This is a genomic window from Sphingobacterium psychroaquaticum, from assembly GCF_004421025.1.
GTDB lineage: Bacteria > Bacteroidota > Bacteroidia > Sphingobacteriales > Sphingobacteriaceae > Sphingobacterium > Sphingobacterium psychroaquaticum.
In genome coordinates, this window is record NZ_CP038029.1 from 2513777 (window position 1) to 2535891 (window position 22115).

General features: G+C 42.9%; 20 protein-coding genes and 1 tRNA gene. 8 read left to right on the top strand and 13 right to left on the bottom strand.

Features of this window, described 5'->3' with window-relative positions; genetic code table 11:
• Positions 1–6 precede the first annotated feature (6 nt).
• From E2P86_RS10630 to E2P86_RS10655, 6 genes are all read right to left on the bottom strand, one after another.
• Complete coding sequence (locus E2P86_RS10630) at positions 7–1524, bottom strand: RagB/SusD family nutrient uptake outer membrane protein (RefSeq protein ID WP_134432902.1); 1518 nt, start codon at positions 1522–1524, stop codon at positions 7–9.
• A gap of 8 nt (positions 1525–1532) precedes the next feature.
• Positions 1533–5096: a SusC/RagA family TonB-linked outer membrane protein gene (locus tag E2P86_RS10635; RefSeq protein ID WP_166785187.1), complete on the bottom strand. Its 3564-nt coding sequence runs from the start codon at positions 5094–5096 to the stop codon at positions 1533–1535.
• A 211-nt stretch (positions 5097–5307) separates the two neighbouring features.
• Positions 5308–6483, bottom strand: a complete 1176-nt coding sequence (locus E2P86_RS10640; RefSeq protein WP_134432906.1) for a FecR family protein — start codon at positions 6481–6483, stop codon at positions 5308–5310.
• A gap of 100 nt (positions 6484–6583) precedes the next feature.
• A complete protein-coding gene (locus E2P86_RS10645) occupies positions 6584–7174 on the bottom strand; it encodes an RNA polymerase sigma factor (protein WP_134432908.1) in 591 nt (196 codons plus the stop codon).
• Positions 7175–7285: 111 nt separating this feature from the next.
• Positions 7286–8014: a DUF3667 domain-containing protein gene (locus E2P86_RS10650; protein WP_134432910.1), complete on the bottom strand. Its 729-nt coding sequence runs from the start codon at positions 8012–8014 to the stop codon at positions 7286–7288.
• A 279-nt stretch (positions 8015–8293) separates the two neighbouring features.
• A tRNA-Arg gene (locus E2P86_RS10655) sits at positions 8294–8367 on the bottom strand.
• Between the two features lie 162 nt (positions 8368–8529).
• Here E2P86_RS10655 and E2P86_RS10660 point away from each other — a divergent pair.
• Positions 8530–9360 carry an alpha/beta fold hydrolase gene (locus tag E2P86_RS10660; protein WP_134432912.1) on the top strand — a complete coding sequence of 277 codons (831 nt, stop codon included), beginning with the start codon at positions 8530–8532 and terminating at the stop codon, positions 9358–9360.
• A 33-nt stretch (positions 9361–9393) separates the two neighbouring features.
• Here E2P86_RS10660 and E2P86_RS10665 read toward each other — a convergent pair whose 3' ends face one another.
• Positions 9394–10002 carry a WbqC family protein gene (locus E2P86_RS10665; RefSeq protein WP_085471626.1) on the bottom strand — a complete coding sequence of 203 codons (609 nt, stop codon included), beginning with the start codon at positions 10000–10002 and terminating at the stop codon, positions 9394–9396.
• Between the two features lie 76 nt (positions 10003–10078).
• Here E2P86_RS10665 and E2P86_RS10670 point away from each other — a divergent pair, with 76 nt between their 5' ends.
• The 4 genes from E2P86_RS10670 (at position 10079) to dapA (ending at position 15028) form a co-directional block, all read left to right on the top strand.
• On the top strand, positions 10079–10945 hold the full coding sequence (locus E2P86_RS10670) for a lysophospholipid acyltransferase family protein (RefSeq protein ID WP_134432914.1): 867 nt from the start codon (positions 10079–10081) through the stop codon (positions 10943–10945).
• Entirely contained in the window at positions 10942–11973 is a 1032-nt protein-coding gene (locus tag E2P86_RS10675; RefSeq protein WP_085471624.1) for a glycosyltransferase family 2 protein, read from the top strand. The genes E2P86_RS10670 and E2P86_RS10675 overlap by 4 nt, the downstream gene beginning before the upstream one ends.
• A 123-nt stretch (positions 11974–12096) precedes the next feature.
• Positions 12097–14121, top strand: a complete 2025-nt coding sequence (gene ligA, locus E2P86_RS10680) for an NAD-dependent DNA ligase LigA (protein ID WP_085471623.1) — start codon at positions 12097–12099, stop codon at positions 14119–14121.
• A gap of 25 nt (positions 14122–14146) precedes the next feature.
• The gene (dapA, locus tag E2P86_RS10685; RefSeq protein ID WP_134432916.1) at positions 14147–15028 is read left to right on the top strand and encodes a 4-hydroxy-tetrahydrodipicolinate synthase; all 882 of its coding nucleotides are present in this window, start codon (positions 14147–14149) and stop codon (positions 15026–15028) included.
• A 97-nt stretch (positions 15029–15125) separates the two neighbouring features.
• Here dapA and E2P86_RS10690 read toward each other — a convergent pair whose 3' ends face one another.
• The 6 genes from E2P86_RS10690 to E2P86_RS10715 form a co-directional block, all read right to left on the bottom strand.
• Positions 15126–15872: a YoaK family protein gene (locus E2P86_RS10690; protein WP_134432918.1), complete on the bottom strand. Its 747-nt coding sequence runs from the start codon at positions 15870–15872 to the stop codon at positions 15126–15128.
• Positions 15856–16359, bottom strand: a complete 504-nt coding sequence (locus E2P86_RS10695) for a hypothetical protein (protein ID WP_085471620.1) — start codon at positions 16357–16359, stop codon at positions 15856–15858. The genes E2P86_RS10690 and E2P86_RS10695 overlap by 17 nt, the downstream gene beginning before the upstream one ends.
• Entirely contained in the window at positions 16346–16861 is a 516-nt protein-coding gene (locus E2P86_RS10700; RefSeq protein ID WP_134432920.1) for a hypothetical protein, read from the bottom strand. The genes E2P86_RS10695 and E2P86_RS10700 overlap by 14 nt, the downstream gene beginning before the upstream one ends.
• A gap of 130 nt (positions 16862–16991) precedes the next feature.
• On the bottom strand, positions 16992–18311 hold the full coding sequence (locus E2P86_RS10705) for a HAMP domain-containing sensor histidine kinase (protein WP_159451804.1): 1320 nt from the start codon (positions 18309–18311) through the stop codon (positions 16992–16994).
• A gap of 40 nt (positions 18312–18351) precedes the next feature.
• A complete protein-coding gene (locus E2P86_RS10710; RefSeq protein WP_085471617.1) occupies positions 18352–19059 on the bottom strand; it encodes a response regulator transcription factor in 708 nt (235 codons plus the stop codon).
• Between the two features lie 2 nt (positions 19060–19061).
• Positions 19062–19742: a carboxylesterase family protein gene (locus E2P86_RS10715; protein ID WP_134432922.1), complete on the bottom strand. Its 681-nt coding sequence runs from the start codon at positions 19740–19742 to the stop codon at positions 19062–19064.
• A gap of 202 nt (positions 19743–19944) precedes the next feature.
• Here E2P86_RS10715 and E2P86_RS10720 point away from each other — a divergent pair, with 202 nt between their 5' ends.
• The 3 genes from E2P86_RS10720 to E2P86_RS10730 all read left to right on the top strand — a co-directional run bounded on the left by E2P86_RS10720 (position 19945) and on the right by E2P86_RS10730 (position 22115).
• Positions 19945–20349, top strand: a complete 405-nt coding sequence (locus E2P86_RS10720) for a c-type cytochrome (protein WP_085471615.1) — start codon at positions 19945–19947, stop codon at positions 20347–20349.
• 248 nt (positions 20350–20597) lie between these two features.
• A complete protein-coding gene (locus tag E2P86_RS10725; protein WP_085471614.1) occupies positions 20598–20876 on the top strand; it encodes a SelT/SelW/SelH family protein in 279 nt (92 codons plus the stop codon).
• Positions 20877–20888: 12 nt separating this feature from the next.
• The gene (locus E2P86_RS10730) at positions 20889–22115 is read left to right on the top strand and encodes a metallophosphoesterase family protein (RefSeq protein WP_134432924.1); all 1227 of its coding nucleotides are present in this window, start codon (positions 20889–20891) and stop codon (positions 22113–22115) included.

Below are 22115 nucleotides of genomic sequence, written 5' to 3' on the forward strand. Positions count from 1 at the left end.
TTGTCATTAAAAAGGAACACCCTCTCTCGCTGGTCCTTGCGGATTGTGAATTAAACTCAAGTTACGATCCATTACGTTGGCTGGAATTGGCAAGACATATTGCGGGTCATTGGCTTCCAACGTAAAGCGTAATCTATTCGTCGCACTTGTGCCATAATACACATGACTGATCGATGGCATCCCGTAGCGACGTAAATCGAACCAACGGTGGTGTTCATCAAAAAGCTCCCTCCGGCGTTCCGTTTTACAATTGGTATACAAGGCTTCCGCTGTTGTCAACGTCCATTCTTTGTATGCAGCGGACGTAAAACGCTTACGACGCAATGTATTTAAATCTGCTAAAGCAGCAGTAGCATGGCTTACATTTCCCGTTTGCTTATAAAGCTGTGCATGCGCTTCAGCGCGATTCAAGAAGGCTTCAGCCGTACGAAACAGGCGGCCTGCAATCACACCGTTCCCCCCGGTTAGTGTAGTGGGACGTTTACCTGGTCCAAAATCATAACCATAGTTTGTGATAGACGAAGCTGACAATGGAACCATATAAATTCCTTTGCGTAGATCTCCCGTCTCAAAGGAGCCAATTAACTCATCGGAATACGTATAGTTTTGCGCCTGTCCGGCAACCATAAAATCTCCCTGTGAACCGTCCGCAAATAGAGCCTCCGTATTGGCAACGCTAATAAATGGTGTAAGCGAAGGATTTACGGTCCCCCACACATTTAGGTCCGTCAAGGACTGCTTCTCATTCAACACCGCGTCCGTATGCGCTATAACGCCGGCCCAATCTTCCATATACAGCGCTATTCGTCCCGCTAGGAAGTGTGCAGACATATCGTTGAAGCGATACAACGTGTTTCGTTTCCTATTGCTTCCCAATAACTCAATTGCATTAGTAATATCACTTACAATCTGATTATAAACCTCTCCTACGGTATTACGTTTTGCTCCTTCTTCTTTATAATCCGATGATAACACCAACGGTACCCCTAGATCAACATCCCGATTGATCCCTGGCGCATTGAACGGCTTGGCATAAAGATTCATCAGCATAAAATAGTAGTATGCCCGCAAAGCATAGGCCTGCCCTTTTAGGTAATTCTTATCCACCTCGGTACCGATCGATTCATCAGCATACTGCAGGGCCACATTGGCTCCCGATATCTTTGAATACAGTTTTATCCAGGGGTTAAAATTGCTATTTGTAGACAATTGTGCATCCCAGTTTGGCTGCCACGAATAAGCGGGCAAAGTCATCTGCCCTTGCTGCTGTGTGGAAGCGGTCGGCCCCCAGTAAGGTGTAAAGGCAGAACGTATATCATCATCCAGCAGCGTAACGGCTTGCATCGAAACATCCGTACGCGTCAGGTATCCGTCACCGTTCAAAAGTTCTATAAAATCAGATGTTTTGGTCGGAACCAATTCATCCTGGGATTGTTCTTCGAGAAATTTCTTACAAGACGAAAAGCAAACACCAGTTAGCAACAAAAGAGCTATCGTGGTTTTTAGATTAATTTTTTTCATCATGATATGTATTATAAGGTAATGTTTAAACCAAAGTTGTACGACGGAATAATTGGTAAGGCTGTTCCGCCCAAACCTGCTGTTTCCGGATCCTGACCATTCAGACGCTTATCAGCAATCACAAATAAATTGTTGCCAGACAGACGTAGGGACAGCGAGTTGATGTGCAGTGGCTTAATCAGATTTGCTGGCACGGTATACCCAAACGTCAGGTTCGTACAACGTAAGAAATCTCCGTTTACGATACGCGCCGTACTTTGGTCGTACATGGTATAGGCATAAGTCGTGGCTCCATTCGGAAGAGCAACTTGCTGTACAGTCGGATACAAGGTGGTCAATGAAGGTATATTGGTAAACGCTTCATCCCCGGGCTGTCTCCACCTATTTACCAATTCGGCAGATAGGTTGGTCTCTGGTTGCGGAGCATAGTTAAAGCCACTTTGCGAGAACAAAGGATTCAAACGAATGACGTTTCCAATGTTATACGCGAACGATCCCGACAGCGAGAATTGCTTATAATTCATCATCGTTTGGAAACCACCCGTAAAATCAGGGTCTCTCTTACCGGAGTAAACCAGGAATGATGTTGGATCCTTCGGATCACCTTTCGATGTGACATCAAATAGAGGCATCCCTGTCTTTGGATCTAACCCCGTGAAATTATACGAATAAATCGCATTGAGAGCCGTACCTTCAGTCACTATATTGCCTTGAAGATAATCGTTCATTAAGTTGATATTTGTCTTCTGGCTCGGGGCGCCACCTTTGATGGTTTGATTGTAATTCTTAGAAGCATTCAATGAAAGCACCCAATTAAAATCTTTGTTCTTAATGATCGCTCCCTGAATCATCGCCTCTAGACCATGGTTATTCATCATTCCACCATTGCTATAGTGGGTATTAAATCCATACTCAAACGGGATATTTTGCGTTAAGATCAGGTCACGTCCCCGCTTCTTATAGTAGTTTCCGGTAAAACTCACCCGGTTGTTCCAAAGACCTACGTGCATAGTAACATTCATACTGTGTGTCTTCTCCCAGCGAAGATCTTTATAACCGATACTTTTAGTATTTAAATAATATTCACCCGTAAGCGCATCTACCGGAACATTCGGATATACGGCAATTAAGTTAGGCCCCACATTGCTGACCACATTTCCTTGAATACCATAAGAAGCGCTCAAATCCAACACATTGATGACACGACTATCCTTCAAGAAATTCTCTTCCGCAATACTCCATTTACCACCTACTGAGTAGATAGGTAAAAATCTGTTTCGCGAAAACTGACCAAAGCGATTCGATGCGTCTGAGCGCATATTCGCGTTCACGGTATATTTATATCCAAAATTATAGGCTGCCGTGGCAAAGTAAGAAACTGTGTTATTGACAGAATTCGGCAAACTAACCACGTGTTTTGCGAGCGAACCACCAGGGATATTCACGTAGTCCATCCCTAATTTACCCCCACGATCAGGAAAATATCCCCAATCCACGTTGTTGATTCCGGTCGTTTTTACCGAACGAATCTCCTGTCCTGCCATTACCACTAGAATATCCTTCTCCTCGCGGAAACGTTTCGTGTAGTTTAAGGTGTTCCGCCACGTGTAATTGCTATTATTGATATTTGACAACATCAAGATACCACCAAAAGGAAGTTGTGAAGCCTTCTCTTCCGCGCTCCCTGGAGCAACCGCGCCATAATCGTACCCACGACGCTGCGCGATATAGTAACTGCGATCGTCTCCCCATTGACGGGAGTCATTATTCGTGTAGTTATATCCAAACAAAGAAGTGAATTCCAGGCCATCGATCACCTTGTAACGCGCTTCCAATGTTCCGTGCATCTCACGCGACTCCGATGTATTACCCGTATGGTCTCGTTCGTTCATAAAATTGTACGTTAAAGGCAATGCAACATCATAGGATGTAGATGCGGAAGTAACGTAGTACATATTGGGATCAATGGTACGCGATGTTTTATAGGCGTATGTGAACGGATTAATCCAGAAGTAACCTTTAGACTTACGCTCCCCTCCATTTAATTTCAAGTCCACACGAAGACGCTTCGATAACTCGGAGGTGATCCGAAGTGACCCCGTATATCGGTTTAAATTATCACCAATAGCCGAACCTTTGTTGTTGTTGTAGCCTATCGACGCATAATATGTACTTTTATTGGACCCACCAGACAAACTCATGGTATGATTTTGGTTGAATGCATTGTTGAATAGTAAATCCATCCAATCGGTATTGCGTGTCTCCAACGTTGCTACTTGTGACCGAAATTCTTCTTTACTGATTTTCTCATTCAATAAATCTGTCAATGCCCCTTCATACCCTAGATTCAATGGTGTAAACTGAAAGGAGTAATTTGAATTTATAATTTCACGCGATACATCAACCCGCTCCTTAGCATTCATCAGATCGAACATATTGTAAGAAGGCTTTCCAGTGATGCCAAAGTCTGTCGCATACGAAACAACCGGCTTCTCTCCTGCCTTACCTCGCTTAGTCGTAATAACAATAACACCATTCGCAGCGCGCACCCCATAAATAGATGTCGCAGCAGCATCTTTCAAGAAAGTAATACTTTCGATATCATTTGGGTTTACCCCGGCAATAGCATTTCCTACGATACTGAAATTTGCTGTTTGTGCGGCCAATAACATCCGTTCGGTCGCATTGCCTGGGCCTGCTTCATTCTGCAAAGGATTAAGATCCACACCATCCTCTTGCACAATACCATCTACCACCCATATAGGGGCTTGGTTACCAATAAATGTCGAAGTCCCCCGGATCCGCATCTTAGGCTTTGAATTGGGACTGCCCGATGAGTTTGTGACCGCGAGTCCAGTTACTTTACCTTGTAACATACCATCAATGGTGGTCACCCCAGCCGTCAAGAATTTTTCAGGCGCTAAGGTTACCGAAGACCCCGTCATCAGACGCTGCTCCAGTTTCTGGTATCCCGTACTGACAACCGTGATCTCGTGTAGTGTATCTTCAGCGATACTAAGTTGAATATCTTTTAAGCTATGCGCATTGGATATCGCTTTCAGCTGATAACCTACATAGGAGATCAATAGTAAGCAGCTTTCCGGCGCATTCTTTAAATAAAAGTTACCGCTCTTATCTGTTACGGTAACCATTCCAGTCCCTTTCACACGGATGATAGCGCCGACCAATGGCTTACCATGTTCATCGAGCACATTTCCTTTTATATCGGTAGTCTGCACAGCGTCAGCTACATTTTCTTTCTTTGGTTGATTTGTTGCTACCCGCTCTTTAACAATTACAGCTTTCCCTTCGAGAACATAGGTAAAAGGCTGATCCTTAAAACACAAGTCAAGAACCGTGGTGAGACTTGCATTTCGCACGTCAATACTCACCGGTTTCGCACTTTTCAGAAGATTCAGGTTGTAGATAAAATCATAACCACTTTGGCTTCTGATTTCTTTAATAATGGTATTCAACTGCGCATTTTTCTTGTTTAGCGTAATATTTTGCGCTAATGTGGTGAAAGCACTCACCTGGAAAACCGCGGTTGTCAATAGGATGATTATAAACTTCATAATCAACAAAATTTTGTATAAGGCATGACGCTTTACTCCATGCTTTATATATGGATTTAAATACATAAATTTGGCTAGTTTGGGTTTGGTCTTAAATACAAATGTCTCGGTATTTAATTATTTTATGAATAAATGGGCGGCCCATACATTTGACCAGGAGTGCTTCGAACCGCTCCTGGTTTTTTATGCGTAAGGTTGCCAGAAGGTAGCATTATGGCATCACGATAACCCTCCTCCCTTCTACCTTAAAGCGCAAATCTCCTGTCAACTCAATCATCCGCAAAACTGTAGATAGATCTTTATCTCTCGAAATCTCAGCGCCGAAAGCTAAATTTGCATCCGGTTTTTGCTGATACACCACCTCCACATTATACCAACGCCCGATGTTGGCCATAATTTCTTCTATATTTCCATTGAATTTAAAGTATCCATTCCTCCAAGCAATCACCTCTTCCAGATCTACCCCCGAACGAACCTGCATCGCCTGATTGGAAACAACCGCCTGCTTACCGGGCTCCAAGAGTACCGTTTTGTTCAACGTTTCTGAATACACCTTCACCTTACCTTCAAGCAAGGTTGTTTTCACAGCTCCCTCGTCGGCATAACCACTTACATTGAAATGTGTTCCCAACACCTCCACTTCTTGTCCCGCTATTTTCACAACAAAAGGATGTGTCTTATCTTTTGCCACCTCAAAATAACCTTCGCCTGTTAGCTGAACACGCCTTTTACCATCTTCGACCAAGGCCGTGGTGTAGGTAATGCTAGATGCTGCATTGAGGTAAACCATCGAGCCGTCCGGTAAACGCACTTGATATGTTTCACCATTTGCGGTAGATAAAGTATTTATTCGATTAACAGCAGCTGATCCTCCTTTTATCTCGTAAACTAATCTTCCGTCAGCCGACTTACTTATGACGACTCCAGCTTCGTTGGCCAATTCACCATCCTGCATATCATCCAAACGAATCTGCTTTCCATTGGCCAACGTCAAGGTAGCTCCTACTTTCCCAGGAAGAATCATGTTCGTTCGTTGTGCTAGTGATTCCTCTACGGCAGCATCATTACTTGTATTGAAGTAATAAAAACCAGAGACAACAAGGATTGCGGCTGCAGCAGCTACAGCGATACGAGGCCATAGACGACGTACAGTTCGCGCGGGTTGCATACGCGCTACAATTCCAGCATATAAGGAATCTACTTCTTCGGTCGAAAGATTACTTTCCACACCAGAAGCCAACAACGCATCCGCTTCCTGATCCAGCACCAATTGCCACTCGAGGGTATGCGCTCCATCCTTCAAAATAGCATATACCTGCTCCAGCTCCTGTGCGGTGCATGTCTGATCAATGTATTTCTGAAATAAAGTGACGATTTCTGCGTTCAATTTTTTGCCATTTTTATAACTTATACAATTGGTATACGCACTACGTATATCCTAAAGAACAAGAAATTATTAATTTTTTATTAACAAACTGATTTACAGCTTAATAATTTTTTAAATAAACGAGCAATAACAAGACGGCATTCTTTAAATTGATATATTCCTTGATGATCCGAAGGGCTTTCACCATCTGCGCGTGAACAGTCCCTTCGGCAATCCCCAACTCAAGTGCGACATTCTTATAGGTCATACCCTGAACCTTACATCGAATAAAGACAGCTTTACATTGGGGTGGCAATTTTTCGATTGCTTCTTGGACCAGATGGTTGCTCTCCGCATAATCTAATTGAAGGTCGGTTGTCGCCTCGACGGCCGGGGTATACTTCCGAATCTCATCCAATATCTGGGTCTCATGCTGCACGCGTTTCAATAAATTCAGTAAATGACGCTTGGCAATCGTGTAGAGATATGTTTTAAAGGGCTGATCGGGATCAATCTGTGCGCGATTTTCCCATAATTTGACAAATACATCTTGAACCACATCTTCGGCGAGCGCTTTAGATTTTGATATCCGTAAGATAAAGTAGTGCAAGGCTTTTACATGATTCTCATACAAAGGGCGCAGTGCTCCCTCATTATCTTGCTGCAGCAAAACAATAAGTTCTTTCTCTGTAAATCCCTCGTATTTATTCATATACTAAATCGTGCAATTTTTGCAAAATTAGTTAATCTTTATGAAAAACGTATGCTAGGCAAGTTTGGGCTGAAGGAGAACCCAAACTTACACCTGTACGCGACTGGTATCTTATTTCAAGATTACGGTATCAATGATCACCGTAGCCAGCATGACAATAAGTATAAAGGTGAGCATTCCTAAAACATAAGAAGCAAATGCTTTCAAGTATTTCGTGATTTTTTTACCACCAAAAAAATCACCTATGGCCCAAGTCGAATAAATTAAGCCTACTATTCCCCCCACTTTCATGGTCTTTATACCTGTTAAACCTTCAGCAATTCCGAAAAATGCATAAATCAACATCCCTATGCCTAATACAAAACAGAGTAGGATTAAAATTTCAAAAAAGTTATAGTTAGCTTTTCTGAAAAACAATTTGAGCCAAAACACCATAAAGACACTTACAAGCATGTTCGTATAGCCATAATTGGACTGTAACCACTTGAAAACGGCAATTGACACAGGCATCTTGCTTACATCTTCTGTCCCGTTAAAATTTATGTAAGCATCCTCAAAATGGAATATCTTGTACGCTATCGCATAAATTAATGAAGTAATGATGATGAATATAACAGGCTTTACGAGCCGGCTTCTATTCTCGACGAGATAACTCTTTACATTTTGGCCAGGGTTAACGATAAGTTCTTTTATGGTGTATAGTATACCACGTTCGAAATGGAGTACGTGTTCAATTTCATGAAGAATATAGTGCCCATCAATTCTCTTTAACTTGGTTGGTTGCCCACATTTTGGACAATAGTTAAGATCGACTTCAGTTTTACAGTTCGTGCAGTTCATTGTTTATTAAATACTTCTTATCGGTTGATTGCTTGTCTGAGAATCAGCTTCCCCTCACCCTATAAGGAGAAGGAGCTTACTGGAAATACAGTGTAAAAGTTAGCTTAATTAATGTTTGTTAGTTTGGCGCTAAAGTACAAAAAAAATCTCCTGCTACAACCGCCAACGTCTAGGTATAATTTCGGGTTCCTCTTGGTCTTAATCTAGGAATTGAACACAAGCTTACGAAGGGGTTTGTATAGGACTAAAACAAAAAAGCCACCTGATGGTGGCTTTCTGTGCGCTCAAAGGGAGTCGAACCCCTAACCTCCTGATCCGTAGTCAGGTGCTCTATCCAATTAAGCTATGAGCGCGGCTTTTACCAACAAACAACCGTTGTTGTTTTTGGTGATGCAAATATCGGCACTTTTTCCGTTTTTCCAAATTATTTCTGCAAAAAAAGTGCTTTTATAGCCATATTTTCGCTATATTGCTGATTCAAAAACAATTACATTTAAACGAAAAATTCATTAAAAATGGCAGAACGTTTAATCAAAAGCAACAAGCTTCGCGTGGCAGACATTAGTCTACATTACTACATCAAAAAAGCAACGGCCACCGAAAAAAAAACGATAATCTTCCTACATGGTTTTCCCTTTAATAAAAACATGTGGCGCCAACAGCTTAGTCAGGTCGCAGACGATACGACCGCGATAGCATTGGATATCCGTGGACATGGAAACAGCACCAGCGGCCACGGTTTTTTCTCGGTCGATCTATTTGCTAAAGACCTAAAAGAGTTTATCGAAAAATTGGGGCTGGAAAAGGTGGTTCTATGTGGCATTTCCATGGGTGGGTATATCGCACTACGCGCATATCAACTCTACCCCGAGAAAATTAGTGGCTTAATCCTCGCCGACACACATAGCAAAGCAGATGACGACAGCGGAAAACAAAAACGGTTCGATAGTATACAGGCCGTGCTGACTCATGGAAGGCGCCCGTTTGCAATTGGCTTTATCGAGAAAGTTTTTGCACCAAACAGCTTAGATAGCAAACCTGAAGCGGTCGAATTGATAAAAAGTAGCATCCGACGTAATAGTATACGTACTATTTGTGCGACCCTTCTTGCCTTAGCCTCCCGGACGGATACATCGTCAGTCTTACCGACCATCGATTGTCCGACTCTTATCATACGAGGTGAGCTGGATCGTATAACGGCCAAAGAAGACATGCAAGCCCTTGCCTCTGCGATCAAAAATAGCAACTATATAGAAATGGCCAATTGCGGTCATTTGCCCAATCTTGAAGCCCCGGAAGAGTTTAACAAGTTGTTACTCCACTTTCTGTTAGAGATAAACGCATAAAAAAGGGGACTAAGTCCCCTTTTTTATGCGTTTCTATAAATAACTACCGCTCTGTGGTCCTTGGTTAAACAACAAATCGACCGCACTCAAATCGGGAATAAAACCTTGTTTTTCTTCAAAAACCTGGTAATACGGTTTCTGATCCGGCCAAGCATTTCCTTTTTTAGGGTGTACGCTATTGCGTAGATCAATTACATCATCAGCGGTATAATAGCTCCCCGTAAATTCAAGCGTACGCTTCAACTTAAAGCACTTTAAGAAAAGCTCAAGCTGCTCCATGTTGAAATCTAGCAAAAAGTTATGCTTTTGATTGTAGAATTTCACAAAATCATCCTCATAGTACTCAAAATAAGCCGAACTACGGTACGCTGCTTGTAAGCTCAACCAGTGCAGGCGTTGCCAATCGTGATCATAATTGATCCGTGTATCCTTAATCGGCCCATGCTCTTTCCGACCATGTAACACCGGTACGAAAAGCTCCAATACACCATTTGCCGTCGCAATGCGTGCACGTGTCCGATACGTTTGTTTCGGGTAATTCTCATGCTTCTCCACAAGCAGCGGCAACGCATGCTCTTTGATGGTATGAAAGTACGATATCGGTGGTAAATAAAATGCAGGCAAAAGCAACTTTGATTCCATGTAATTTGACTATTTTTGAACAAAAATAATTAAATTAGGCATATTAATACAATACTCGAGGAATTTGACCGTATCCATGAGACAAAAACTGATAGCTACTTTACTACATATCATATCGTTACTTCCTTTTTGGATTTTATATGGGATATCTGACCTCCTATTCGTGCTTTTGTTTTATGTGATAAAGTACCGCAAAGGAGTCGTTATGGAGAACCTCCGGAAAGCATTTCCCGAGAAAACGGAAGTGGAACGAAAACAAATAGCCAAACGCTTTTACCGTTTCTTCCCAGACTTGATCGTCGAGTCGATCAAGATGAAAAGTATTAAAGCCAGCACGGTTATCAAACGAATCGAACTGCTGAACCCAGAGGAGGTGTACAAACACTTTAAAAAAGGAAAAGGTGTAATTGGTGTTACCGCGCATTATGGCAATTGGGAATTAGGAATCCATCGTCTTTCCTTGATGACAGATTACCCTCGTCTGGTCATCTACAAGCCGCTGAACGACAAAAATTTCAACGAAGTATACAACGCGCTACGTAGTCGATTTGGCGCAACCATGGTTCCCATGAAGCAAATCCTACGTCATATGATCCGATTAAAGGGTACGCCTCACATCAGCATGTTTGTAGCCGATCAAACGCCTACTTATCAAGACTCTGATTATTTTATGGAATTCCTAAATCAGGACACCTTGGTATACACCGGAACAGAACGCATCGCTCGATTGACCAAGAACCCAATTGTTTATTGTCATATCGGGAGAAAGGCTAAAAGAGGCTACTATTATTGTAAATTCACTACATTAGTAGAAGCCCCTACCGAGTACGAGGAGCACGAAATCACCGCGCTACACAATAGATTTACGGAGCAGCGCATCAGAGAACAACCGGAATACTGGTTATGGTCACACAGACGTTGGAAAAGAAAGCGAAGAAAATGAGAGAAACACCCAAAGTCGCTGTTGTCATCTTAAATTGGAACGGTCGGTTTTTCTTAGAGAAATTCCTACCGTCAGTTTATAACAGCACGTATACTAATATAGATTTTATCCTAGGCGACAATGCGTCAACAGATGATTCTGTTGCCTTCGTAAAAGAGAATTTTCCATCCATACGCATCATCAGCAACAGTCAGAATTTGGGCTTTGCCGGTGGTTATAATGAAGTCCTAAAACAGGTGGATGCCAGCTACTACGTCCTACTCAATTCGGATGTAGAGGTCACACCTACCTGGATTGAACCCGTGATCGCTTACATGGAAGAAAACCCCGATATAGCAGCGGCACAACCTAAGATCCGCGCTTACCATGCAAAAAGCAACTTTGAGCACGCCGGTGCAGCGGGTGGGTATATCGATAAATTTGGTTATCCCTTCTGTCGGGGACGCCTGTTCAACGAGGTAGAAACAGATGAAGGGCAATACGACGATAATCGAGAAGTTTTCTGGGCTACGGGCGCGGCCTTGTTTATCCGTTCTGAGGCCTGGCATGCTGCGGGTGGATTTGACGCAGATTTCTTTGCGCATATGGAAGAGATTGACCTCTGTTGGCGACTGAAGCGCATGGGGCACCGTATAGGTTACGTCGGGCAGTCGACGGTCTTTCACGTTGGGGGCGGAACGCTAAATACGAGCAATCCCAAAAAGACCTACCTTAATTTTCGCAACAACTTGGTGATGGTTCAAAAGAACTATCCCTTCTTTAAGGCTACATGGATTATTTTTATCCGTTTGTGGTTAGACTTGGTCGCATTGCTTAAATTTTTGGCCGATCGAAAACCCAAAGACGCCTGGGCGATAAGTCGAGCACATCAATATTTCTTCTTAAATATTTTCAAAAACGCAAAAAAACGTAAGCGATACCCGGTCAAGGAGAACAAAACTGGTATATTCAAAAAGTCCATCGTATGGAATTTTTATGTGAATAAAATCCGAAAATTCTCGCAATTGGATGCAGAAAATTTCCAGTAAACAAAGCTGCATCGAATATTAGTTTTCTATCAGGTAATTTGAGCTTTCGGGAGTTTGCGGAAGTAAACAAAATGTTGGTTTTTAATTTAATTAAGGCCTTTTTATTTTGTAATTTCGCTCTCTATGTTACCAGATATTCAGGAAAAAATACAAAAACTTACACAGGAGCTCAACGCCTATAACTATCAATATTATGTCTTAGCGAACTCCGTTATTTCAGACTATGACTTTGATATCAAGCTAAAAGAGTTAGAGGCGCTAGAGCAACAATACCCTGAATATAAGGATCCCAATTCGCCCACACAAAAAGTAGGTGGCGATCTTACGCAGAAATTCAATACCGTTCAACATCGTTGGCCCATGCTTTCCTTGGGCAATACCTATAATGAACAAGAGCTACGTGATTTTGATGAACGTGTACGTAAGATCGTTGGCGACAACGTTCAATATGTCTGCGAGTTAAAGTTCGATGGTCTTTCGATATCGATTACCTATGAGAATGGAAAGCTCGTGCGTGCGGTCACGCGGGGCGATGGTACACAGGGCGATGATGTAACCAATAATGTGAAGACGATACGCAGTGTGCCACATCAGTTACATGCCTCCTCTTTTCCTGACCAGTTTGAAATTCGCGGTGAGATCTTCATGCACCATGCTGCTTTTGCACGTCTGAATAAGCAACGCGAGGAAGCTGGCGAACAAGTGTATGCTAATCCGCGTAACTTTGCTTCTGGAACGATTAAACTACAAGACCCTAAAGAAGTCGCTAAAAGACCTTTAGACTGCTTCCTCTATTTCTTATATGCCGAGAATAGAAACCGCTTGTTTGAAAGCCATTGGGATAGTTTAGCTGCCGTAAAGCGTTGGGGCTTCCAAATATCAGAGCACAGCAAATTGTGTAGCAGCATAGACGAAATTCTTGCTTTTATCGATTATTGGGATACAGCAAGGCATCAACTGAGCTACGATATCGATGGTATCGTAATCAAAGTTAATGATTACGCACAACAAGAGGAACTCGGCTTTACGGCCAAATCACCACGATGGGCGATTTCCTATAAATTTAAAGCCGAGCGTGTAGAAACGACGCTGGAGAGTGTGACCTATCAGGTGGGGCGTACCGGTGCGGTTACACCAGTAGCCAACCTAACCCCTGTCTTGCTGGCCGGAACCACCGTCAAACGTGCGTCTTTACATAATGCGAATGAAATAGCACGTCTAGATCTCCATGCCGGGGATACGGTATTTGTCGAAAAAGGAGGCGAAATTATCCCGAAGGTCATCGCGGTCAATCTAGAGAAACGCATCGAAGGAGCATCCCCTATTTTATATCCTACACACTGCCCGGAATGTAATACCGCCTTGGTCAGACAGGAAGGAGAAGCCGTACATTACTGTCCGAATGAAGATGGCTGCAGGCCACAAATAGTAGGTAAACTACAGCACTTTATTGGTCGCAAAATGATGGATATTCAAGGCATGGGCGACGAGACCATAGAAACGTTCTACGATTTAGGCTTATTACGTAAGATATCAGACATCTATACCCTGAAAGATCACCGTAGTGCGTTAACACAGATTGAACGTTTTGGCGAAAAATCGATCGAGAATATGCTAGCGGGCATCGAACAGTCATTAGAGAAACCTTTCGAGAAGGTTCTTTTTGGGTTGGGCATCCGTCATGTCGGCGAAACCATAGCCAAAAAACTGGCTGCGCATTTCAAGAATATCGATGCTATGGGTGAAGCTTCTCTCGAAGATATGGCTGCTGTTCCCGATATTGGTGGACGTATTGCGGAGAGTATACACGCTTACCTGCACAACCCCGAGCACCAGGAAGAAATTGCGCGTTTAAAAGCAGCGGGTCTACCATTTGCGATTATCGAAAAAGAGCAGGTTTTTGCGGGCGACAGCCTGACGGGAAAGACATTCTTGATCTCCGGTGTTTTTGCAGACTTTTCCCGCGAAGAATTGGCGGAACTCATAGAATCCCATGGTGGAAAGATGGTTTCCTCTATCTCCGCTAAGCTTAACTACCTGGTAGCAGGAGACAAAATGGGGCCTTCCAAATTAGCAAAAGCTGAAAAACTACAGGTACCCATTATCTCAGATAAAGAGGTTTTAGCGATGATTAATCAATCAAATTAAAATTATATAGTAAACAACACAAAACATGAATGAGCTTCGAGGAGCTGGTGTAGCTTTAATTACACCTTTTAACACAGACGGAACAGTGGATTTTGAATCTTTGGCAAAACTAATTGATTTTCAAATCAAAAAGGGCATGAATTACTTGGTTGTATTGGGTACAACAGGTGAGACTGCTACTTTAACGGCTGAAGAACGAAAGCGTATCTGGGCGTTTACCTCGGAGCACGTTGCTGGTAGAGTGCCTTTGGTGGCCGGTATAGGTGGTAACAACACCATGGAAATCGTTGCGCAAGTAAAAGCATTTGATATTCCAGGATACTGCGCCATTCTTTCGGTGTCGCCATACTACAATAAACCCACGCAAGAAGGTATCTACCAGCACTATAAAGCTGTTGCAGAAGCGAGTCCGCTTCCCCTTATCTTGTACAATGTACCGGGACGTACCGGTAGTAACATGTCGGCCGCAACAACGGTTCGTCTAGCGAAAGATTTCACCAATATTGTGGCAACGAAAGAGGCATCTGGTAGTTTTGCGCAATTCAGTGAAATTATGCGCGATAAACCGGCTGACTTTTTACTGATATCAGGTGATGATCCTGCCACCTTACCGATGATGGCTTTGGGTGCAGTAGGAATCATATCCGTGGTAGGCAACGCCTATCCCGCAGAAGTAGCGGAACTAACGCGCCTTTGTGCCACGAATGATTATGTCGCTGCACGTCCGCTTCACAACAGTTTACTACACATTACAGATTTATGTTTTGTTGAAGCAAACCCGTGTGGTATAAAATGTATCCTCCTAGAGAAAGGTATTATCGCGGCGGATGCGCTACGTTTACCGCTCCTCCCGGTTAGCGAAGCTACGCGTACAGCAATTCGTCAAGAAGTGGCACAGCTCAACTAAGGGCTATATATCTACGTATAACGGCTATGTTTGAATAAGCTAGTGATCTAACTTATTCAAACATAGCCGCTTTTTTTAGCCTTCGCAACCGTATGGCCTAAGATACTAACGCTCGTTTCCGATGTGCGAAAAGCTGCTTAACGCGTGCTAACTTATAAAAATCATATAACGCGATGATAAGCAATACAAAACAAGCGACATAAAAAGTGAAGTTATGGTAGTATACATAACAAATCCCACTCAATAAACCTCCCGCAAAATAAGCCCCCAGAATAGATAACAAGAGGTGAAACTTGTCCACTAGAGCTTTGTTTGATCGGTTCGCCTGTATCGTAAACATAGAAACTAAAATCGCTAAATCTGTGGTCAATCCTGTAAGGTGCGTCGTTTTGACCACCGAATTCGAGATACTTGCCGTTAATCCATTCTGTAGTCCCATCGCAAATAACAACGCTCCGACCAAAAACTCTGTTTCCTGTAAGCTGTCACCATAAAAGAAATCAAGATACAACCCCACGAAAAGTACACAGAGGAGTTCCAGTATGACAGGTATAGCATGCGATACATACTGCCCCATGCGACTTTTGCCGTGGATAATCAAGAGGTTGGATAAGAGACTTCCTGAAAAAAACAGAAGAATCCAAAGCAAGACAACAGCGGCCTGGTACCAGTTCCCTTTCGCTATTTCTTGCGGCAAAACGGCATAATACCCCGTAATATTCGAGGTAAACGCAAAAAATACACAAACTGAAATCACATTCACCATCCCCGCAGAGAATGCGGTAAGAGCGCCCAGCTTGATATTATCACTATTGGTCCTATGGTTGCTATACTTTCTTAGCATATTCTTCCCTATCTGCTATACGTTCCAAAACTATCTTAATAACACCCTTTACCTGAAGATCAAGGTTTAGATGCAACACCATGCTATTCTCGTCGATACGTTGTATCTGAAAACTTTCCAATGGCTTCCCATCGCGACGCAATTCCAGAATATGTCCCCTTCCTTTAATATACCACTCCATCTCATCGCGAATCACCCCTCCATCTGGGTGTATCACCCGGTTACCATCAAACTTCCATACTCCATGATGAAACTCCTCCAATTCCTGCAATATTTCATCACGAAGTCCTTTGGACAACATAGCCACCGTCAAATTCTGATGGGGTGCATTATCTTTTTCCAAATGCCACTCTTTTTCCTGCCAAACCCCTTGAATCAAACGTTCCGGATTTTCAGCGTACATGATGATACCCACACTCACAAAAAGCAAGGAAGCAACCAAAAGATAGGTGAGCTTAATGAGCAGATCTCGGCTAATACGTAACATTCCATCCCTTTCTAAAAAACAAGTGGTCTACCTTATCTAACTCACCTTCATGCGTATTCACCGTGTCAATATGCACTAGTTTTTGGGTTTCTATCCTTATGTTCCGGTATATCGCACGCATAACTTCCTGGGTCTTATCCGTTTTCGAAAAAGTATATGCATAAGGCATAACCACCTCATCAATACGTCCCCCTTTCAGGTAATTTCGAATATACCGATCCTGTGAACCATAGATAACGTCAGCATATAGATCCACTAACTTGTGCTCAAACCGGGCGCGCAGAAGCTGGCACGCTTTAAGAAAGTCCGAGCTTTGGACCTTCGCCAGGTAATCATCTTTAGAAAATCCCAATAGCTCACTGATCGAGTCGCTGATTGACTGGCCACAAACCAGCACTACATCCACGGGCTCGTCCGCGCTTTGTGCGAGATAATCAAAAACAATCTGTAAAGAACCGACCGTGAAGTCTGTCGGTATAAGGACGCGTTTTGTCTTAGCCATAATCTTTTGTTCTCCTTCAAAAGTATAGCTGCGACATAGCAATGAAATTAAGCTGTCATTAGTTTTCCATTAGAGTTTGCAGCAGGTTATTAAACTGAGATTAAAAACATAATTTCAGATTAAAACTACATTAAAACATCTTTAATGTCGGAATTTCAATCCGTACCGTCGTTCCAGACCCCAGCTCTGAAGTAACCGTAATCTGCCCATCATGCATCAAGACAATATTCCGCGCAAGCGGTAACCCGATCCCATAGCCTGAATAATTAGTGGTATTCGATCCTCGAAAATAAGGGTCATAGATATGATCCAGTTCTTGCGCAGGTATCCCAATACCTTCATCCTTAATAAAAATCAAAACACTCCCCTCCACGGCCCCTAGCGCCACATATGCCATGTGATTAGGCGAGTACTTACAAGCATTGGAAATAAGGTTCGTAATAGCAAGCTGCAGCAAGGCTGCTGAACCATTCACCTTTAACCGGATACTATCATCGGGCAACATCGTAAAATCTGTCTTTACCCGAAAATGTTCATTGATGGCCTTTACCGTCAGGTCCGCATCCATTATAATCTGGTCGATCCGTACAGGTTTAAAATTTAAGCTATTGTTCTCATACCCGGTACGTGCCAATAGCAATAAGGCACTTGTCTTCTTCTCCAGGTTTTCGGCGGCATCGATAATCTTGGTCATCGCCTTTTGGTACTCCTCGATCGTGCGTTCCTTTGAAAGGGCCAGATCGGCAATACCAATAATAGAGGTTAGTGGTGTGTTTAACTCATGCGAAGCATTGCTAATAAAGTTCTTTTGTGTCTCAAACGACGTTTCTATCCGTCGTAACATCCGATTAAAAGTTCGTGAAAGCTTATTCAAGACACCATTATCCTTCGTTTCACTGAGACGTAAGTGTAAATTTTCGGAACCAATATTTTCAACTTCTTGAATAATAGCGTTGATTGGCTTCAGGAATGACCGTTTAACCAACAAGGAAACCACCACCACAAATAGGACACCCAGCACCAAACTGATAAAGAGCAGGTTTCGAAGATAGATCAAATGATGGGTGTAAAAATAGTTCTCAGCAGATACACCAATAATATATGTACTTCCCTCTTTTTGATACTTTTTAGTCGAAAAGAACGTATTCTTATCCTTAAAGTTCACCGGCCCCTCCTGGTCTACCTGCTTCCAGAGGTTCATATCAAAACCATCATTTTTGACAACACGCCCTTGCGCATCCAACGCTATAAAATAGTCTTGTTGGTTATCGAGGCTTTCCACGTAATTCAAGGATCGGTCATTGATTGCCTGATCGCCATTTAGGAAACGCTCAGCCGCAAGATTTCGACGTAGATCAAGACGTTTATAGAAATCTGAAAATGCAAAGTTGGTGACGGAGTAGAAAATAAAAATGGCAAAAGAAATAGTATAAACTATTAAAATTGCCATCAGCGAATAAAGGGTTTTGTTGTAGTTCCTCATCTAGACTTTAATCATCAATTTTTAGGACATATCCCATACCGATCACCGTATGTATAATCTTGGTGGTCGTTATGCGTTCTATTTTACGGCGCAGATAGTTAACATATACATCGACCACATTGGATCCGATATCGAAGTTTATCCCCCATATCTTATCCAGCAGCTCGTTTCGGCTAAATACTTTCTTCGGCATCTGTACAAAAAGCAATAACAGTTTGTACTCTGTGGATGTCAGGTTCAGCTCCTGCCCATCGCAGAATGCCACTTTTTTAAAATCATCAATCTCCAAAAACTTATACCCATAGCGCTTACCATCGTTATTGTTTTGCGTATACTTGGTAATCTCTTCCCGTCGCCGAATAAGCGTACGAATTCGCGCTTTCAACTCAATCAGTTTAAAAGGTTTGGAAAGGTAATCGTCCGCACCACTATCCAAGCCCAAAACCACATTCTCCGGGCTACCAAGCGCGGTCAACATCAGGATTGGTAAGTCTGTATACCCCATGGTTCGTAGATTCTTACAAATCTCGAGTCCGTTCACCTCCGGCAGCAAAACATCCAAAACCAGCAGGTCATAGCTATTCCCCTGCAATAAGAACAACAATTCACTGTACCGGCTGACGTGCGAAACCGTATAACCATCTTCTTCTAAACCTTGAATAACAAAGTCTGCCACATTTTTTTCATCTTCAACAAGAAGTATTTTTTTCGGCATGATTAGTTCCCTTTACGGTGTTGAAACATCCATTCATACATTTCATCGTTATGGAACAAACGCTCCACACTCCCATGTGTGCCCCCTGGTATGATGGTTAGCTTTACATTGGCATCGGGATTTGCCTTACGGATAGCATTATATATTTTCTTGGATTCGGAAGCGGGCACAGCACGATCCGCACTACCATGTTGTATCCATACCGGTACGGTAGAAAGATTTTCCGCATATTTCAACGTTCCACCACCACAGATAGCGACAGCGGCAGCGACACATTCGGGATGTTTACCAACGAAATCCATCGTGCCGTACCCGCCCATACTCATGCCACATACATACACCCGCTCTGGGTCTACATTGTAGTTTGCTAACGTATAATCCAGTACCTCCTTCACCTTATCCGGATCCCAACCATTATTGGTCTGTGGCGCCACAATAATAGACGAAGGAATATCTAAACCGCGGTTCTTTGCATACAGGACACCGTAGCGCTTAACTCTGTTCAAATCCTTTCCCGAAAGGCTTCTGCCATGCAGGAAAATGAGCAGCGGGCTCTTTATCTCTGCATTATAATTCTCGGTATCCACCAGAAAGTCATAAGTTGTCTTTCCTTTTACAGCATCCTGTTGCGCACAGACTGCCCCACCAAAGAGGAATAAAATAACCGTCAAATATTTTATCATAAACACAATGTCTTATAGCACGTTAAATTGTTTCAGATTGTTGATTTCTGGAATTATGCAAAGCTGTATTTGCCCAAAAAGCCAATTCCATAGCTAACGAAAATACAAATTCTCGTGAATTAACTTTTTTCCAGAAAAGTCTATGACTTTATTGTGACAATCCGTTTTTTTTCCTTATACTTGGATAAGAAGAGATAAAATTATGAGAACAAAACAATTAAGCGTCCTTATTGGCTGTGCAATCGCTATTATTACGATTACAGCGTTTACCACCACCAATCAACAACAGGGACCAAAACCGACAAATTTAAAGGTACTGCCTAAAAATATAAGTAACGAAGAGCTGGAAAAGACAATGAAAGCTTTTAATGTGGCACTAGGTGTTAAATGTGGCCATTGTCATGCGCCGAAGTCCAATGGTGAAAAGGGGCTTGATTTTGCTAGCGATAGTAAAAAAGAAAAAGAGATTGCCCGCGGCATGATGCGCATGACAAAAAAAATAAACAAACAATACTTTAAATACCGAAACGAAGAGGGCGCACTGAAACAGATCGACTGTGAAACCTGCCATAATGGTAAACCGGAAGCAAAAATCGTATTGCGCTAAAGAGCGTATAAAGTAAAGCTTCATGTCGCCTTTGGAGACATCGAAGAACTTTACAAAACCCACACCTATACAGGAGAACTACGGACTGGTAGTCCGTAGATTCGTCCTCCTGTCTGGTTCGGAATGACAAAAAAGCTTTTCCCTCCTCGCTGTACCGCTGCTTAAGAACCTTTGGCCGGACGGCTTCCAATTTAGCGATAACGCTAAAATCCCTTTAATTTCTCCCCGATGAATGTTATATTTATTCGATGAAATCAACAGTACACATCGAATATTGTCCAAAATGCGGATGGATGCTTCGTGCTGCCTACATGGCACAAGAGCTGCTCACTACATTTACCACAGATATACATGGCGTTACGTTGATTCCGAGTGAGGTTAGTGGTCGTTACCGCATATCCATCGATGAACAAGAGATATGGGACCGGAAACGGGAAGGAAGCTTTCCCGAGATCAAGGAGCTCAAGCAGCGCGTCCGCGATATTGTAGCTCCGGAAAAGGAACTTGGACACAGCGACAAAAAATAGCAGGGAAGATTTATGAAGATATTACATACGGCAGATTGGCATCTAGGGAAGCGACTTGATTATTTTTCGCGACTGGATGAACAACGCGCAGTACTGGAAGAAATCTGTACGATTGCAGACCTTCAGCAGGTAGATGCGGTATTGGTAGCGGGGGATCTTTTCGATACCTTTAACCCACCCGTAGAAGCGGTAGAGTTACTGTACAAAACCGTGCGCAAGTTGTCCAAAAATGGTACGCGCCCGGTAATTGCCATTGCTGGAAATCACGATAGCGCCGACCGAATAGACGCTCCTGACCCGTTGGCTCGGGAATGTGGCATTATCTTTATTGGATACCCACAAGCCGAAATCCCTCTCTTTCAGATTGAAGACGGTTTTGCTGTCACGAAGAGCGATAAAGGTTTTATCGAAATTACGCTACCGGCCTACAATTACCCGCTACGGGTTTTGCATACGCCCTTTGCCAACGAACTACGATTAAAACAGTTCTTAGGTTTAGCGAACAAAGAACAGGGCTTAAACGAGGCCTTACAACAAAATTGGAAGCAAATTGCCGACCGTTATTGCGATAAAGAAGGTGTGAATTTGCTGACAGCCCACTTGTATATGCTTAAGCGCGGTGGACAACAAGTTGAAGAGCCAGAAGGTGAAAAGCCCATCAAGGTGGGTAATGCAGATATCGTGTATTCGGACGGTATTCCGGATGCCATTCAGTATACTGCGCTAGGTCACCTGCATCGTTTTCAAGAAATGGGTGGTCACCGTTCGCCTGTTGTCTATGCCAGCAGCCCTTTGGCCTATTCTTTTTCAGAAGCTGGTCAGGAAAAATTTGTGGTGCTCGTAGATGCCAAGCCTGCACAACAAGTCAAGTACACCCCCATTCTATTAACGTCGGGGCGTCCTTTATGTCGCATGCGCTTTGAAGACCTTGATACGGCGGTAAGCTGGCTACAAGGAAACCCCAACACCTTAGTGGAACTCACTTTAGTAAGCGATGAATTCATAAGCTCCCAAGACCTCAAACGAATACATGAGTCACATGATGGAATAATTCACATTATACCTATTGTAAAACAACAACAAAACGACGCACAAACACGTACAAAAATAAATCTGGAACAGCAGGTAGACCAGCTCTTTAAGGATTATTTCACCTATCGATTGGGGCAAGCCCCGAATGCCGAGATTATGACGTTACTGCAAGAGGTTATGAACAGCACAAACGAAACGGAGGGCTAG